Annotated in this window: 13 protein-coding genes; 11 read left to right on the plus strand and 2 right to left on the minus strand. The window is 35.7% G+C overall.

Going from position 1 to position 14,844, the window contains the following annotated elements; genetic code table 11:
* The first annotated feature begins 11 nt into the window (after window positions 1–11).
* The 11 genes from trmB (at window position 12) to relA (ending at window position 13,207) form a co-directional block, all read left to right on the plus strand.
* Complete coding sequence (trmB, locus tag A9G03_RS08055; protein ID WP_442903112.1) at window positions 12–716, plus strand: tRNA (guanosine(46)-N7)-methyltransferase TrmB; 705 nt, start codon at window positions 12–14, stop codon at window positions 714–716.
* A gap of 18 nt (window positions 717–734) precedes the next feature.
* Window positions 735–1,460 (plus strand): oxygen-insensitive NADPH nitroreductase, encoded by a 726-nt coding sequence (nfsA, locus tag A9G03_RS08060; protein ID WP_065798887.1) that lies wholly within the window; start codon window positions 735–737, stop codon window positions 1,458–1,460.
* Window positions 1,457–2,608 (plus strand): histidine-type phosphatase, encoded by a 1,152-nt coding sequence (locus A9G03_RS08065; protein ID WP_065798888.1) that lies wholly within the window; start codon window positions 1,457–1,459, stop codon window positions 2,606–2,608. Before nfsA ends, A9G03_RS08065 begins: the two co-directional genes overlap by 4 nt.
* 697 nt (window positions 2,609–3,305) lie before the next feature.
* Window positions 3,306–4,613: an MFS transporter gene (locus tag A9G03_RS08070; RefSeq protein ID WP_065798889.1), complete on the plus strand. Its 1,308-nt coding sequence runs from the start codon at window positions 3,306–3,308 to the stop codon at window positions 4,611–4,613.
* Window positions 4,614–4,622: 9 nt separating this feature from the next.
* Entirely contained in the window at window positions 4,623–5,639 is a 1,017-nt protein-coding gene (galE, locus tag A9G03_RS08075) for a UDP-glucose 4-epimerase GalE (protein WP_065798890.1), read from the plus strand.
* A gap of 44 nt (window positions 5,640–5,683) precedes the next feature.
* Entirely contained in the window at window positions 5,684–6,733 is a 1,050-nt protein-coding gene (gene galT / locus A9G03_RS08080) for a galactose-1-phosphate uridylyltransferase (protein WP_065798891.1), read from the plus strand.
* Complete coding sequence (galK, locus tag A9G03_RS08085) at window positions 6,734–7,891, plus strand: galactokinase (protein ID WP_065798892.1); 1,158 nt, start codon at window positions 6,734–6,736, stop codon at window positions 7,889–7,891.
* Window positions 7,882–8,880 carry a galactose-1-epimerase gene (gene galM / locus A9G03_RS08090; RefSeq protein WP_065798893.1) on the plus strand — a complete coding sequence of 333 codons (999 nt, stop codon included), beginning with the start codon at window positions 7,882–7,884 and terminating at the stop codon, window positions 8,878–8,880. The genes galK and galM overlap by 10 nt, the downstream gene beginning before the upstream one ends.
* A 240-nt stretch (window positions 8,881–9,120) precedes the next feature.
* A complete protein-coding gene (coaD, locus tag A9G03_RS08095; RefSeq protein ID WP_065634711.1) occupies window positions 9,121–9,609 on the plus strand; it encodes a pantetheine-phosphate adenylyltransferase in 489 nt (162 codons plus the stop codon).
* A 15-nt stretch (window positions 9,610–9,624) separates the two neighbouring features.
* Window positions 9,625–10,953: a 23S rRNA (uracil(1939)-C(5))-methyltransferase RlmD gene (gene rlmD / locus A9G03_RS08100; protein ID WP_065798894.1), complete on the plus strand. Its 1,329-nt coding sequence runs from the start codon at window positions 9,625–9,627 to the stop codon at window positions 10,951–10,953.
* 10 nt (window positions 10,954–10,963) lie between these two features.
* Entirely contained in the window at window positions 10,964–13,207 is a 2,244-nt protein-coding gene (relA, locus tag A9G03_RS08105; RefSeq protein ID WP_065634709.1) for a GTP diphosphokinase, read from the plus strand.
* Between the two features lie 50 nt (window positions 13,208–13,257).
* On the opposite strand, the gene folA is transcribed toward relA, so the two are convergent.
* Window positions 13,258–13,755: a type 3 dihydrofolate reductase gene (gene folA, locus A9G03_RS08110; protein WP_065634708.1), complete on the minus strand. Its 498-nt coding sequence runs from the start codon at window positions 13,753–13,755 to the stop codon at window positions 13,258–13,260.
* Between the two features lie 10 nt (window positions 13,756–13,765).
* Window positions 13,766–14,830, minus strand: a complete 1,065-nt coding sequence (locus tag A9G03_RS08115) for an MJ1255/VC2487 family glycosyltransferase (protein ID WP_065798895.1) — start codon at window positions 14,828–14,830, stop codon at window positions 13,766–13,768.
* Between the last annotated feature and the right edge of the window lie 14 nt (window positions 14,831–14,844).

Below are 14,844 nucleotides of genomic sequence, written 5' to 3' on the forward strand. Positions count from 1 at the left end.
TAGACAACGTGATGAATGAACAATCCATGATAAATAACAGTGAAGATATAAAATCAAAACGAACTATTCGAAGTTTTGTATTACGACAAGGTCGTTTAACTAAAGGTCAGCAACAAGCATTAGAGAATTTATGGCCTTCATTTGGTATTGACTATAATCCAAACGTTACTATAGGTTCAAATAACAAAAGACCCTTCGTATTAGAAATTGGTTTTGGTATGGGGGCATCATTGGTTGAGATGGCCAAAAATGCGCCTTCTAAAGATTTTTTGGGAATTGAAGTGCACAAACCTGGAGTGGGTGCTTGTTTAATGGCGATCGAAGAAAACCAATTATCTAACCTAAAAGTCATGTGTCATGATGCCGTTGAAGTCTTGAATAATATGATAGCTGATGACTCGCTTGATAAAGTGCAAATTTATTTTCCCGATCCTTGGCATAAAGCTAGACATAATAAACGTAGAATTATTCAACCTGAATTTGTGCAATTAATACAAAAAAAATTAAAAATTGGTGGTATTTTACATCTCGCTACCGATTGGCAACATTATGCCGAACATATGCTTGAAGTATTAACTCAAGCGGAAGGTTTTAAGAATTTATCATCAACAGGTGATTATATTCCCAGACCAGAAGATAGGCCAATTACTAAGTTTGAAAAAAGAGGTCAAAATTTAGGGCACGGGGTTTGGGACTTACAGTTCATGAAAAAATAGTTATATAAAGGAGCCATTATGCAAAACCAAACAATTGATTTAATTTGTCAGCACCGTTCAATTCGTGCTTATAAATCCATTCCCTTAACCCAAGCGCAAATCGATACAATTGTTACGGCTGCACAATCGGCTTCAAGCTCTAATTTTTTACAATGCGCAACTATAATTCGTATTACTGATAGTAACAAACGTGAAAAACTTGCTCACTACACAGGTGATCAGTGCTATGTTAAACAAGCACCCGAATTTTGGGTATTTTGCGCTGATTTTAATCGACATTTTCAAATTGATCCAACAATACCCCTTGAAAGAGCAGAACAACTTTTAGTTGGCTGCATTGAAACTGCGCTCATGGCACAAAATGCAGTGATTGCAGCTGAATCTTTAGGCTTAGGCATAGTTTATATTGGTGGCTTACGTAATAATATTGATAAAGTTACGGAATTATTAGCCATCCCTAAATATGTTTTGCCTCTTTTTGGGTTATGCATTGGCTATCCAGACCAACACCCTGAAATAAAGCCAAGACTTCCTAAGCCTTTGGTATTTTTCGAAAATCAATATCAACCAATAGATAAAACTCTATTGGCACAATACGATACACAAATGAATGATTATTACAACCACCGTAGTACCCATCAAAAAACAGGTGGTTGGAGTGATAAAATTGCCGAAACGATTATAAATGGGCAACGAAGTTTTATTTTAGATTATCTACATAAGCAAGGTTGGATCACAAAATGAGTAACTCGCATTACCAATTGGAAAAAGTTGTTATACTAAGTCGTCATGGTATTCGTACAGCTTTACAAAATACCCTAGAATTTATTGATCAAGCTACTCCTTATCAATGGCCCAAATGGGACCATCCTTATGGTTATCTAACAACCAGAGGAGGAGCATTAGAAGTCTATTTTGGTCACTACCTGTCACAATGGTTAGAAAAACACAATATCAAAATAACCAATAATAGTCATGACTTATTTGTCTATGCCAATAGTTTACAAAGAACCGTTGCGACAGCGCAGTTCATTGTAGCCGGCGCCTATGCAGGTTGTGATATAACTATCAATCATAAATATCCTATTGAAAGAATGGATCCAATTTTCGACCCAAGTTTAGAAGAAGATTCAGAACAATTTAAGCAAGCCGTTTTACATGATATTGAGCAAGCAGATAAGGCACAATCAATTTTTAAAAACTTAGCGCCGGCTTATCAAATTTTGTCAGATATACTCAATTACAAACAATCTGAGCTATACAAACAATATCAGTGTGAATTAGCCGATATCCCATTAGAACTCTATTTCAAAAAGAATGAAGAGCCAGCATTATTGGGAGCCTTAGCCGTTGGCATTAGTGTCGTTGATTCTTTTTTATTGCAATATTATTCAGCGTTTCCTAAAAATCAAATTGCATGGGGTAAAATTGATAGCTTAGAGCAGTGGCAACAAATTGTGCAGATTCGTAATCAGTACATTAACTTAATTTGCCACACCAAAACACTCGCTACACGCGCAGCAGCCAAATTGATCAATATGATTGATGATCTAATGCAGCAACAATATACGGTCAATTTATTAGTCGGTCATGATAGTACAATCGCATCACTATTAGGCGCTTTAGATTTTGAAGAGTATCAACTACCTCATCAATATGAAACCACTCCTATTGGTGGTAAAGTAATTTTTCAACGCTTCAAACACTCGCTAACAGGCAAGCATTATTTTAAAGCTGAATATGTTTATCAAAGTTTTGAACAACTTTATACAGGGCAAGCGATCGATATCAATAATCCACCTGAACATTTTCAACTAAAACTTAAAAATGCATCGCTCAACTCTGATGGTTTTTATGATTGGAGCGATTTTGAAAAACGTATTCATGTTTAATGCTAAAGTATAAATAACCTTAGTGCCTATTCCGCCAAAAATTGGCGGAACGGGTTTTATCTAGCTATCGTTAACTTTAGCATTGATAGTTATATTAATTGTTCTATTGATAAACTTTATAAAATCACACAGTAAAATACATACACAAACATAACTAATTAAAAATTACATATTATATTAGCTAACTCAACAGATTATTTATAATTTCCATCAAAAATTTTTTATCAATTGTCTAAAATGACATACCTAAAAACTAATAATAAATAATCTATTTTTGATTTAGTTATGGTTCATATTTTTTAAAATCACTCAATTTTTGACTTGATAAAGATCTTTATCTTAATTAACCTGTTTTAAAAAATGTAACCGATATCATAAAAGCACAATTTTAATTCATAACTAATTTTATCCTAGTTGAAAAAATTCAGTTTAATGAAAATAGCCACTATTTTTCTATAAATAACAGCATGTATAAACTCAGATTTAGCATTAATACAACATTCAAAAAAACTTAATGATGTAATGTAACTAATTTATAAAATAATGTAATCGATTTCATAAAATGTTATCTAGATCACTTTTTTGGAAAAAATAAGATGATATTATCCTTAAAAACAGATAGCTTTTTGTACTTACTTTTAATGTAAACGATATGCAAATTACGTAATCATTGAAAGATTAGCAAAGGAAGTTGATTATGAATCAAAAAATAACCTCATCGCTTTACAATAAAAATTACTGGGTATTTACGCTTTACTTTTTCCTTTATTTTTTCATTATGGGGGCCTATTCGCCATTTTTTCCTGTATGGTTAAAAATGAATGGGTTAGATCAAGCCGAAACAGGATATGTGTTTTCGTTTATTTCATTATTTGCGCTTCTTTTTCAGCCTTTTTTTGGATTAATCTCGGATAAACTAGGATTAAAAAAACATCTACTGTGGATTATCACATTATTATTAGTTCTATTTGGCCCCTTTTTTATTTTTGTATTAGGACCGCTACTCCAATTTAATGTTACTTTAGGTGCTATAGTTGGGGGACTTTATCTGAGTGTGGCATTCAATTGTGGCTCACCATCAATAGAAGCATTGGTTGAAAAAATCAGTCGACGAAGTGGATTTGAATTTGGTCGATGCCGTATGTTTGGTTGTTTTGGTTGGGCAATTTGTGCTTCATTTGTTGGTATTATGATTTCAAAAGATATCAATGCGGTTTACTGGTTATGTTCAGGTTTTGCAATTATATTATTGTTTTTAGTTAAAATAGCCGATCCAGCCAAAACAACAACTACCGAAGTTGTTGAACAAATGGGACTTAATAAACCCGAACCGTTCAATTTAAAACTTGCCTTTAACTTACTTAGCATGAGTAAAACATGGTATTTTATGCTCTATATTATCGGTGTTGCCTGTACTTATGATGTATTTGATCAGCAATTTGCTAACTTTTTCACTTCATTTTTTAAAAGCGAACAAGTGGGTCGTGAAGCGTTTGGTTATGTCACAACGCTTGGTGAATTTTTAAATGCAACTGTCATGTTTTTTGCACCAATTATTGTCATGAAGATCGGTAGTAAAAATACTTTATTAATTGCTGGGGCTATTATGTCGATTCGTATAACCGGTTCGGCATTTGCAACTAACGCAATTGAAGTTGTTATTTTAAAAACATTACATATGTTCGAAGCGCCGTTATTATTGGTTGGGGCATTTAAATATATTACTAAACACTTTCCTATTCGATTATCAGCAACCGTTTATTTAATTGCATTTTGTTTTGCAAAACAACTCTCTATTATGTTTATGTCCACCTTTGCAGGTCTAATGTATGTTAAAATTGGCTACGAAGGCACCTATTTAGTCCTTGGCGCGATCGCATTAAGTTTTACACTGATTTCGTCATTCACTTTATCTGGACGCGGTCCTTGGGATATCTTTAAAAACCTAAACGGTGAACAAAATAAAGATCAACAAGAACTCAATAAAAATATAACTTTAGATTAAGGTTTTAACATGAAAATATTAGTAACAGGTGGTTGCGGGTATATTGGAAGTCATACATGTGTACAATTAATTCAATCAGGTTACACACCGATTGTCATTGATAACTTATTCAACAGCAAAGCTTCAGTGTTAGAAAGAATTAAACAAATTACCGGGCATGGTGTTAGTTTTTATCACGGTGACATTTGTGACCAACAATTGTTAGAAAAAATATTTGCTGAGCATGATATCCAAGCTGTTATCCATTTTGCTGGACTAAAAGCTGTGGGGGAATCAGTATACAAACCGCTTGAATATTATGAAAACAATGTCTATGGCAGTATTGTGTTAATGAAAGCAATGCGAGCTGCAGGTGTAAAACAGTTAATATTTAGCTCATCTGCAACCGTATATGGCGAACTCGCACCAGTTCCCTATGTTGAAACATTACCACAAGGTTTACCAAGTAGCCCGTATGGAAAAAGTAAATTAATGGTTGAACAATGTATGATGGATTTAGCTGTTGCGGAACCAGACTGGTCATTAACTTTATTACGTTACTTTAATCCTGTTGGTGCACATCCAAGCGGATTAATGGGTGAAGATCCACTCGGTATCCCCAATAACCTAATGCCTTATATTACTCAAGTTGCAGTAGGAAAACGTGAGTCACTTGCTGTTTTTGGTAATGACTACCCGACAAAAGATGGCACTTGTGTTCGTGACTTTATTCACGTGGTCGATTTAGCTGATGGACATATCGCTGCACTTAAAGCTGACCAGAATAAAGCTGGCGTACATATTTATAATTTAGGTTCAGGTATTGGCTATAGTGTATTAGAAGTTATTAAAGCTTTTGAAAAAGCCTCTGGCAAACCACTTAATTGGCACTTTGCTCCTAAACGTGCTGGCGATTTACCCGCATTTTGGGCTGATGCAAAAAAAGCAGAACAAATTCTAGGTTGGAAAACCAAATTAACACTTGATGATATGGTAAAAGATTCGTGGAATTGGCAATCACATAATCCACAAGGCTATCCCGATTAAACCCTAGAGTATCAATCATAAAAAGAAAGATAAAAGAGGCGAAAATGGCTATTTTTAATCCTGTCGATCACCCTCATCGTCGTTATAACCCATTGACTAATCAATGGGTGCTTGTCTCGCCACATCGAGCCAAACGACCTTGGCAAGGTCAACAAGAAACGATAAATCAAGAACAAAAACCCTATTACGATCCAAACTGCTTTTTATGCCCTGGAAATAAACGAGTAACGGGTGATATTAATCCTAACTATACTGGAACCTATGTTTTTACTAATGATTTTGCCGCATTAATGGTAGATACGCCAGAATCGCCGCAAAGCCAAGATCCGTTATTCCAGATTCAAAGTGCTAAAGGTACTAGCCGCGTTATCTGTTTTTCACCCGATCACAGTAAAACCCTACCCGAACTCAATTTAACTGCTATTGAAGGCGTAATTAAAACTTGGATAAGTCAATTACAAGAACTGAGCCAAGATTATCCTTGGGTACAGATATTTGAAAACAAAGGTGCGGCAATGGGTTGCTCTAATCCACATCCACATGGGCAAATTTGGGCCAATAGTTTTATTCCAAATGAAGTTGCGTGTGAAGATCTCAATATGCGTCATTATTTTGAAAAATATCACCGAAATTTATTAGTCGATTATGTGCAAAAAGAGTTAACTTTGCGTGAACGAATTGTGGTAGAAACAGAACATTGGCTTGCCGTTGTCCCTTTTTGGGCCGTGTGGCCATTTGAAACACTATTATTACCCAAAACACATATTGCGCAATTAACACAGTTAAATAATGACCAGCGAATAGATTTAGCTATTGCGCTTAAAAAACTAACAAGCCGCTACGATAATTTATTTCATTGTTCTTTCCCTTATTCAATGGGTTGGCACGGCGCACCATTTGAAGGTGATAACAATGATTATTGGCAACTACATGCGCATTTTTATCCACCTTTGTTGCGTTCAGCTACGGTAAAAAAATTCATGGTTGGTTACGAAATGTTCGCCGAAGTGCAACGAGATTTAACCCCCGAACAAGCTGCCGAAAAACTTCGCAACGTGAGTGATGTGCATTATAAAGAGCAAAAGGATAAGTAAATGAAAGCATTAATTGATAGCACGACACAAGTATTTGAAAGCCAATTCGGTTACAAACCCGATACCTTTATACAAGCGCCAGGGCGCGTGAACTTAATTGGTGAACACACCGATTACAACGATGGTTTTGTTTTACCCTGCGCAATTAATTATCAAACAGTGATAAGTTGTCACAAACGTTCAGATAATATTATACGTGTTATTGCTGTCGATTATGATAATCAACAAGACCAATTTTCTCTTGATTCGTCTATTGAAAAACATCCTGATTACCAATGGGCTAACTATGTGCGTGGTGTGATAAAACATCTTAAAAACTATACAAATGCTATCCACGGTGTTGATTTTGTCATTAGTGGTAATGTCCCCCAAGGTGCAGGTTTAAGCTCGTCAGCATCGCTTGAAGTTGCCGTCGGTAAAATGTTGCAAGTACTTTATCAGTTACCTTTTGATGGCACAAAATTAGCCTTAATTGGTCAAGAAGCCGAAAACCAATTTGTCGGTTGTAATTGTGGCATTATGGATCAATTAATTTCAGCACTAGGACAAGCTCAGCATGCATTATTAATTGATTGTCGTTCACTGACAACCAAAGCGGTCAAAATGCCCAAGGATTTTGCTGTTGTCATTATCAATTCTAATATTAAACGAGGATTAGTTGATAGTGAATATAATACTCGTCGTAAACAATGCGAAGCGGCTGCAAAAGCACTAGGTGTAAAGGCATTACGTGATGCATCGTTAGCTGATCTTGAAAAAATCAAAACCACCTTAGATCCTACAGTATTTAAACGTGCACGCCATGTCATTACCGAAAATGAACGTACACTCCAAGCGGCAAAGGCACTTGAAGCTAAAGATTATAAATTATTATCTACATTAATGGCAGCCAGTCATCGTTCAATGCGTGATGATTTTGAAATTACTGTTGCTGCTATCGACTATCTTGTCGAAATTATTCATGATGTAATTGGTGAACAAGGTGGCGTTCGCATGACTGGAGGAGGCTTTGGCGGCTGCGTAGTTGCACTAGTGGCAAAAGATAAAGTAAACAGTGTTAAAACAATCGTTAATGACAATTATTTTAAAAAGTTTGGTATTAAAGAAACAATTTATGTTTGTGAACCTAGCGAAGGAGCCCATGTTTTATGCCAATAAAACAGATTATTACATTAACTAATTTGCAAGGAATGACCATTAAGGTCTCTAATTGGGGGGCAACTTGGTTATCATGCTTAATACCCATTGCAAGCAAGCATCGCGAAATACTGCTGGGTTGTCAATCATTAAACCAATATCAACACCAAGATGCTTATCTGGGTGCGACTATTGGACGTTATGCAAATCGTATTGCTAATGCAACTATCGATATCAATGGCCAACACTATTTGCTCACCGCCAACCAAGGGGTAAACCTACTCCATGGTGGGCAATGCGGATTTGATAAGAAAATTTGGAATATTGAATATCAATCAGCTCAGAAAGTGACATTTAATTTAATATCGTCTGATGGCGATCAAGGCTTTCCCGGTGAGCTGAAGGTAATTGTGACTTATTATTTAACTAATGAAAATGAAGTCATTATCGATTTTCAGGCAACAACTAACAAAACTACACCAGTAAACTTAACTAATCATGCTTATTTTAATCTTGATGGTGAGTTGAGTAATAGTGTCCTTGCACATACATTAAAAGTTAATGCGAATTTCTATTTACCGGTTAATCGCGCAGGGATTCCTTATCATAACTTAGCTGATGTTGGTCAATATGACATGGATTTACGGCAAGCAAAACAATTGTCTGATAGACTGCTCGAGAGTCCCGAACGGCAAATGACTGGCGGCTATGATCATGCTTATTTATTAGATAAGACCAAAGCTATTGCCGCACAATTAATATCATCCGATAAAAAAGTTTTAATGAATATCAAAACCACTAAACCTGCATTACAAGTCTATACTGGCAATTTTCTACAAAATACGCCTAATCGTCATAATGATGTATATAGCAACTTTGCGGGTATTGCATTAGAAGCGCAATTTTTACCTGATAGCCCGCATCATCCTAAATGGCCACAACCAAGTTGTTATTTGCAACCCAATGAAGTGTATCATCACCATACAACCTATCAATTTATCACCACGTAAAAACGACTTATTTGATTAAAGCACATTACGGCAATACTTAATTTTTACCCATAATTAATCAATTAAGGAAAAAGCAACTTTACTCTTTTCACCAATTTTGGTATACCATTAAATATAGAAAAACTAAGGTGCGCCATATACACCAAAATAAAACCAATATGTTTTTACCAGCTTAAACTAACAATCTGGCATAAAATTAGGTATGATATTTTTTAATATGTCCTAATGGATAACCTGAACATGAAAAGTAAAACCTTAACCGCTATTTTTCCTGGTACTTTTGACCCGATCACCAATGGTCATATTGATCTTATTACCCGAGCGTCGCAATTATTTCCACGTTTAATTATTGCTGTTGCACAAAATCCTAGTAAAAAAACGCTTTTTGCATTAGATGAACGCGTCAATTTAGCGTCTAGCGCCATTGAGCATTTACTCAATGTTGAAGTCATTGGCTTTGATAATTTAATGGCAGATTTTGCCCAAAAACATAATGCGACCGTGGTTGTCCGTGGCGTAAGAACCACGCATGACTTTGAATACGAAAGGCAACTGGCCGAAATGAACCGCGCACTAAAACCTGATTTAGACACGATATTTTTAATGCCATCTATAGCAATGGGATTTATTTCATCAACAATTGTAAAAGATGTTGCTTTTCATGGTGGCGATATTTCAAACTTAGTCCCTTTACACGTTAAAACGGAACTTTTAAAGCGATTGACATAATTTAAGTAAGTTAATATGGTTAATTTTTACACTCCACCTAAAAAGAAATTTATTCCCCAAAAATTGACTGTAACAGTCTCAACGTTAGATGCCTTCGGTCAAGGGGTAGCAAATCATAATGGCAAAACAATTTTCGTTAAATCTGCGCTACCTAATGAAACGGTTGATATTCAACTTACGGAAGATAAAAAAAATTATGCCAAAGCAACCGTCATTAAATATCATAACCAAAGCCAAGATCGCCTTAAGCCGCCATGCCAATATTATCAAAAATGTGGTGGTTGTGACTTACAACACATATCACCACATTTGCAACAACAAGCCAAATATCAAGCATTAATCAACTTGTTAAAAAAAGAGAGTGGCGCAACATTAGATAATGTGCTTAACGATGCCCCTATTATTATTGCAGATCAACCTTACGCTTATCGCAGAAGAGCCAGATTATCTATCAACCTGATCAAAGGCGTACTTTTTGTTGGTTTTAGACAAGCAGAATCAAATCAGATAATTACTATTAAAAATTGCCCTGTTTTAGTTGATAAGTTAAATAACTTACTGATTCCATTACAACACTGCTTAACTAATATTAAACAAAAAAAATCACTAGGTCATATTGAATTAATCTCGGTAGATAGTGGGGTAATTGTTGTATTGAGACATATTAGCCCAATGGATGAGCAAGATACCAAATTATTACGACAATTCGCGCAAGAACATAACATTTCACTCTATTTGCATGGCGATAAACTCGTTCATATCTCAGGTGATAATCAACATTATTATCAAATCAATAAGTTAAAATTAACCTTTAGCCCTCTAGATTTTATTCAAGTAAACAGTAAAATTAATCAAAAGATGATTAACCAAGCACTTGAGTGGCTAACATTAGAACCAACGGACAACGTTTTAGATCTATTTTGTGGAATGGGTAATTTTTCATTGCCGATGGCAACATTAAGTAAATCGGTCACAGGGATCGAAGGTGTTAAAGCACTGGTTGAAAAAGCACAATTCAACGCCAAATTAAATCGCAATGAAATACGTGCAGATACCCAATTTTTAACCAGTAATTTAGAGGATGAGCAGCAATTCTCAACATGGAATGATTTACAATTTGATAAGGTTTTATTGGATCCTGCTAGAGCTGGTGCTTTTAATACTACCGCTCAAATTGTAAAAATATCACCTAAAAAGATCGTTTATATTTCGTGCAATCCTGCTACATTAGCCAGAGATTGTAAGCAATTTATTGCTAAAGGATACAAGATTGCTCAAGTCGCAATTTTAGATATGTTTCCACAAACCAAGCACATTGAATCAATGTTGCTGTTAACGAAGTAGGATCATAATTATGGTATCTATTAGAGGAGCACACCAACAGAGCGAAGAACACTATTCTCTCGCTCAGTTTGATGTCGAACAGTGGGCAAAAAAAGAACTGTTATTAACTAACCCGCAGTCTTTTGAAAAATTTAAAGATGTTTGGGATTTCTGTTTTGAAAATAGTGCGGGCGCACCTGAGCAGCTATATTGTTTCAAAAGTGCCATTGAAATGGTTGAAATTTTATCAACCTTAAGTATGGATGTTAACAGTTTAAGTGCTGCGTTATTGCTACCTTTCTTAGAATCTAAGATTATCCGTCGTGAAGATATTCCGGAAGATTTTGACCGCGAAATTACCCATATTATTTCAAGCATCATCCGAATGAAAGACTTGCGACAACTACGTGCAATTCGTAATGGTAATGCGACAACAGAACAAATCGATAGTATCAGGCGTATGTTACTGGCGATGGTCAATGATTTTCGTAGCGTTGTAATCAAAATCGCTGAGCGTATCACTTACTTACGCAATTTAATGAATGCACCTAAAGAAGAGCAAGTCCTTGCCGCTAAAGAGTGCTTTAATATTTATGCCCCACTCGCCAACCGATTAGGTATTGGGCAATTAAAATGGGAATTAGAGGATTTTTGCTTCCGGTATTTATATCCTGACCAATACCGCATGATCGCAACAAAATTACAAGAAAAGCGATTAGACCGAGAATTATATATCAATAAATTTGTTAAAAATTTACAGGATTTGATGAATCAAGATCATATCCATGCCGAAGTTTATGGTCGTCCAAAACATATTTATAGCATTTGGCGAAAAATGGAGCGTAAGCATTTACAGTTTGAAGAACTGTATGATATTCGAGCAGTACGAATTATTTGCGATCGTGTTGAAGATTGTTATAACGCACTGGGTATTGTACATAGTCATTACAAACACATTGCTAAAGAATTTGACGATTACGTAGCAAATCCCAAACCCAATGGCTATCAATCTATTCATACGGTTGTTTATGGCCCACAAGATAAAACTATCGAAATTCAAATTCGTACCGAACAAATGCATAATGATGCTGAACTAGGTATTGCCGCACATTGGAAGTATAAAGAAGGCACTACTGACAAAATGACGGCTTATGATCAGCGCATTTCTTGGTTACGCCAACTATTAACTTGGCAAAAAGAGATGTCAGAAAGTGGTGAAATCCAAGAAGCAGTAAGAAGCCAAATTTTTGATGATAGGGTTTATGTATTTACACCTAAAGGTGATGTGGTTGATTTGCCAGCGGGTTCAACACCACTTGATTTTGCTTATCATATTCACAGCGATGTCGGCCACAGATGTATTGGTGCCAAAGTAAATGGCCGAATTGTCCCATTTACTTATATGTTAAAAATTGGCGATCAAGTTGAAGTCATTACGCAAAAACAACCTAATCCAAGTCGTGATTGGTTAAATCCTAATACAGGCTTTGTCAATAGCAGCCGTGCACGTGCCAAAATTCAAGCTTGGTTCAAAAAACAAGATCGTGATAAAAATATTGCAGCGGGTCAACAGATACTTGAAAATGAATTAGAACCGCTGAATATTAGTATCAAAAACGTTGAAAAAATTCTTATCGCAAAATATAACGCCCATTCATTTGATGAAGTTTTAGCGGGTATTGGCAGTGGTGACATCAGAATTAACCAACTGGTGAACTTTATTAACGCGCAATTTAATAAGCCAACAGCGGAAGAAGAAGACGAAGCAGTATTAAAGCAAATTTCACAAAAATCGACCTCTCAAGCCAAAAATACAACAAAAGGCGGTGAAATCATCATTGAAGGCGTAGGTAATTTAATGTATACCATTGCTAATTGTTGTCGCCCTATTCCTGGTGATCCTATTGTTGGTTTTGTCACTCAAGGTCGAGGCATTTCAATACATCGAGCTGATTGCGAACAATTGCAAGAGTTAAAAAATCATGCTCCAGAACGCATAACGAGTGCAGCGTGGAGTGAAAATACGCAATCAAGCTATACCATGATTGTTAGAATTGTAGCCAATGATAGAAGTGGTTTATTACGCGATATTACCACTATTGTTGCTAACGAAAAAGTCAACGTGTTAGGTGTATCAAGTCGCAGTGATACTAAGCAGCAATTAGCGACAATTGACATGGATTTACAGATTTTCGATCACGACTCACTTAATCGTGTGCTAAATAAGATTAAGCAATTACCCGATGTTGTTGAAGCAAAACGTTTTCAAGGATAACCCTTGATTTAATTGCCACATCAATTAATGCTGTGGCAATTTACCGATAGTTAAACTTTTTCTAAAATCTCAAATTGATAATGATAAGGATTTTTTTCATCAGCAAAGCAATTTTGACAATAAACTTGTTGCCATTGCCGAACCAAATAATCGGGGAAATAGGTATCACCCTTTAAATAGGCATCAATATGTGTTAAATATAACCGATCGATGAAAGGTAAAACTTGCTGATAGATATTACCGCCACCAATAATAAATACTTCATCGGCAAGCTGATCTTTAGCTATAGATAATGCTTCGTCAATTGATTTTACCCAACTTACATTTTCAGAATCATGTTCTAACTGAGCTTGTCGACTAATAATAATATTATGTCTATTGGGTAAAGGACGACCAATAGACTCAAAAGTCTTGCGTCCCATAATAACGGGTTTATGTAATGTGTTTTTCTTAAACCAAGCCAAATCTGCCGGTAAATGCCACGGCATTTGATTGTTAAGACCAATGACACGATCTTTTGCCATAGCAACAATAATGCTTAAAATCATTTTTATACCTTTACACATATCCTAAGGATTTTATCTTCTGATTGACATTTTCAGGAAATATCGTTTGACTCCAAAGCCGTTCACTTAACGAAAGTAAAGGCTCTTTTTGCCCTGAAACGATCCAATTAGCAAGTTCGGTTGCAACATCTGGATAGATGATTGGTTTAGGAGAAGGCAAACTAAGCCAATATTTAAGTTTGATATTATTCAAACTTTCCATCACTGTTGCCATATCTAACGCTTGTAAACACTGAGCATTATAGATCTGTTCAAATTGCCCCGATACCGGTTTAGTTAAAATCTTTTTACCCAAAACTAACGCTTCTGAAATTAATGCAAAGCCAGTGTTTGCAATGATTCCTGAACAACTGACTAACGAGTGCGTAAAACTATCGCGACCGAGTGGTTGAAAAAGAATATTACCTTTCTGTTCGACTTGTTTAATATCCGGATGGAAACAGATAAATGGATAATTTGGGAACTGCTGCAATAACACAGTAATTTCATCTAATGCTTCAAATGGCAAGTAAACAACGATATTGCCATTTTCACTTGAGGCAACCTCAAATGAGTCAATCATTGGTGGTATCAATTTATGTCCAAAATGAAACCAATGTAAACCAATGGGTTTAGTCACTGGTGCATAATATTTCATAATCACATTGGCTATTAGTCCATATTCTTTAGGTTTAAGATATTGACACACCGCCTGATTACTTATCCCTAAACAATCACGATGTTGATAATGCGCGGCCCAAGCACTGACTGGCTCAAAATCACTGATAATACAATCATATTTCGATAAATCGAGTTCACGCACATCTTTAATTAAACGAAATGCACGAATCCGTTGTACGGTTTTGCGAAAATTAATCTTACCATTTAACGTCGCAAACGAAACACCACGATAGGTTTTATAATTACCAAAAACCTGCATATCAAAATAGTCTTTAGGATCACGTCCACTGAAAATATAATCAACATCAGCCCCTGCTTTTTTAAGCGCATGTGCTAATGTTCTACAACGACTGACGTGGCCATTTCCTGTTCCTTGAACACCAAAGAGAATTTTCATATCGTATGATTTAT

The organism is Gilliamella sp. wkB171, from assembly GCF_001693755.1.
Classification (GTDB): Bacteria; Pseudomonadota; Gammaproteobacteria; order Enterobacterales; family Orbaceae; genus Gilliamella; species Gilliamella apicola_F.

What these genes read in the sequence shown, in the direction of transcription:
- A9G03_RS08070 (WP_065798889.1), top strand. Translation starts at nt 3,306, where the DNA reads ATGAATCAAAAAATAACCTCATCGCTTTACAATAAAAATTACTGGGTA.
- A9G03_RS08115 (WP_065798895.1), bottom strand. Translation starts at nt 14,830, where the DNA reads ATGAAAATTCTCTTTGGTGTTCAAGGAACAGGAAATGGCCACGTCAGT.
- A9G03_RS08065 (WP_065798888.1), top strand. Translation starts at nt 1,457, where the DNA reads ATGAGTAACTCGCATTACCAATTGGAAAAAGTTGTTATACTAAGTCGT.
- coaD (WP_065634711.1), top strand. Translation starts at nt 9,121, where the DNA reads ATGAAAAGTAAAACCTTAACCGCTATTTTTCCTGGTACTTTTGACCCG.
- galE (WP_065798890.1), top strand. Translation starts at nt 4,623, where the DNA reads ATGAAAATATTAGTAACAGGTGGTTGCGGGTATATTGGAAGTCATACA.
- rlmD (WP_065798894.1), top strand. Translation starts at nt 9,625, where the DNA reads ATGGTTAATTTTTACACTCCACCTAAAAAGAAATTTATTCCCCAAAAA.
- galM (WP_065798893.1), top strand. Translation starts at nt 7,882, where the DNA reads ATGCCAATAAAACAGATTATTACATTAACTAATTTGCAAGGAATGACC.
- nfsA (WP_065798887.1), top strand. Translation starts at nt 735, where the DNA reads ATGCAAAACCAAACAATTGATTTAATTTGTCAGCACCGTTCAATTCGT.
- galT (WP_065798891.1), top strand. Translation starts at nt 5,684, where the DNA reads ATGGCTATTTTTAATCCTGTCGATCACCCTCATCGTCGTTATAACCCA.
- trmB (WP_442903112.1), top strand. Translation starts at nt 12, where the DNA reads ATGAATGAACAATCCATGATAAATAACAGTGAAGATATAAAATCAAAA.
- relA (WP_065634709.1), top strand. Translation starts at nt 10,964, where the DNA reads ATGGTATCTATTAGAGGAGCACACCAACAGAGCGAAGAACACTATTCT.
- folA (WP_065634708.1), bottom strand. Translation starts at nt 13,755, where the DNA reads ATGATTTTAAGCATTATTGTTGCTATGGCAAAAGATCGTGTCATTGGT.
- galK (WP_065798892.1), top strand. Translation starts at nt 6,734, where the DNA reads ATGAAAGCATTAATTGATAGCACGACACAAGTATTTGAAAGCCAATTC.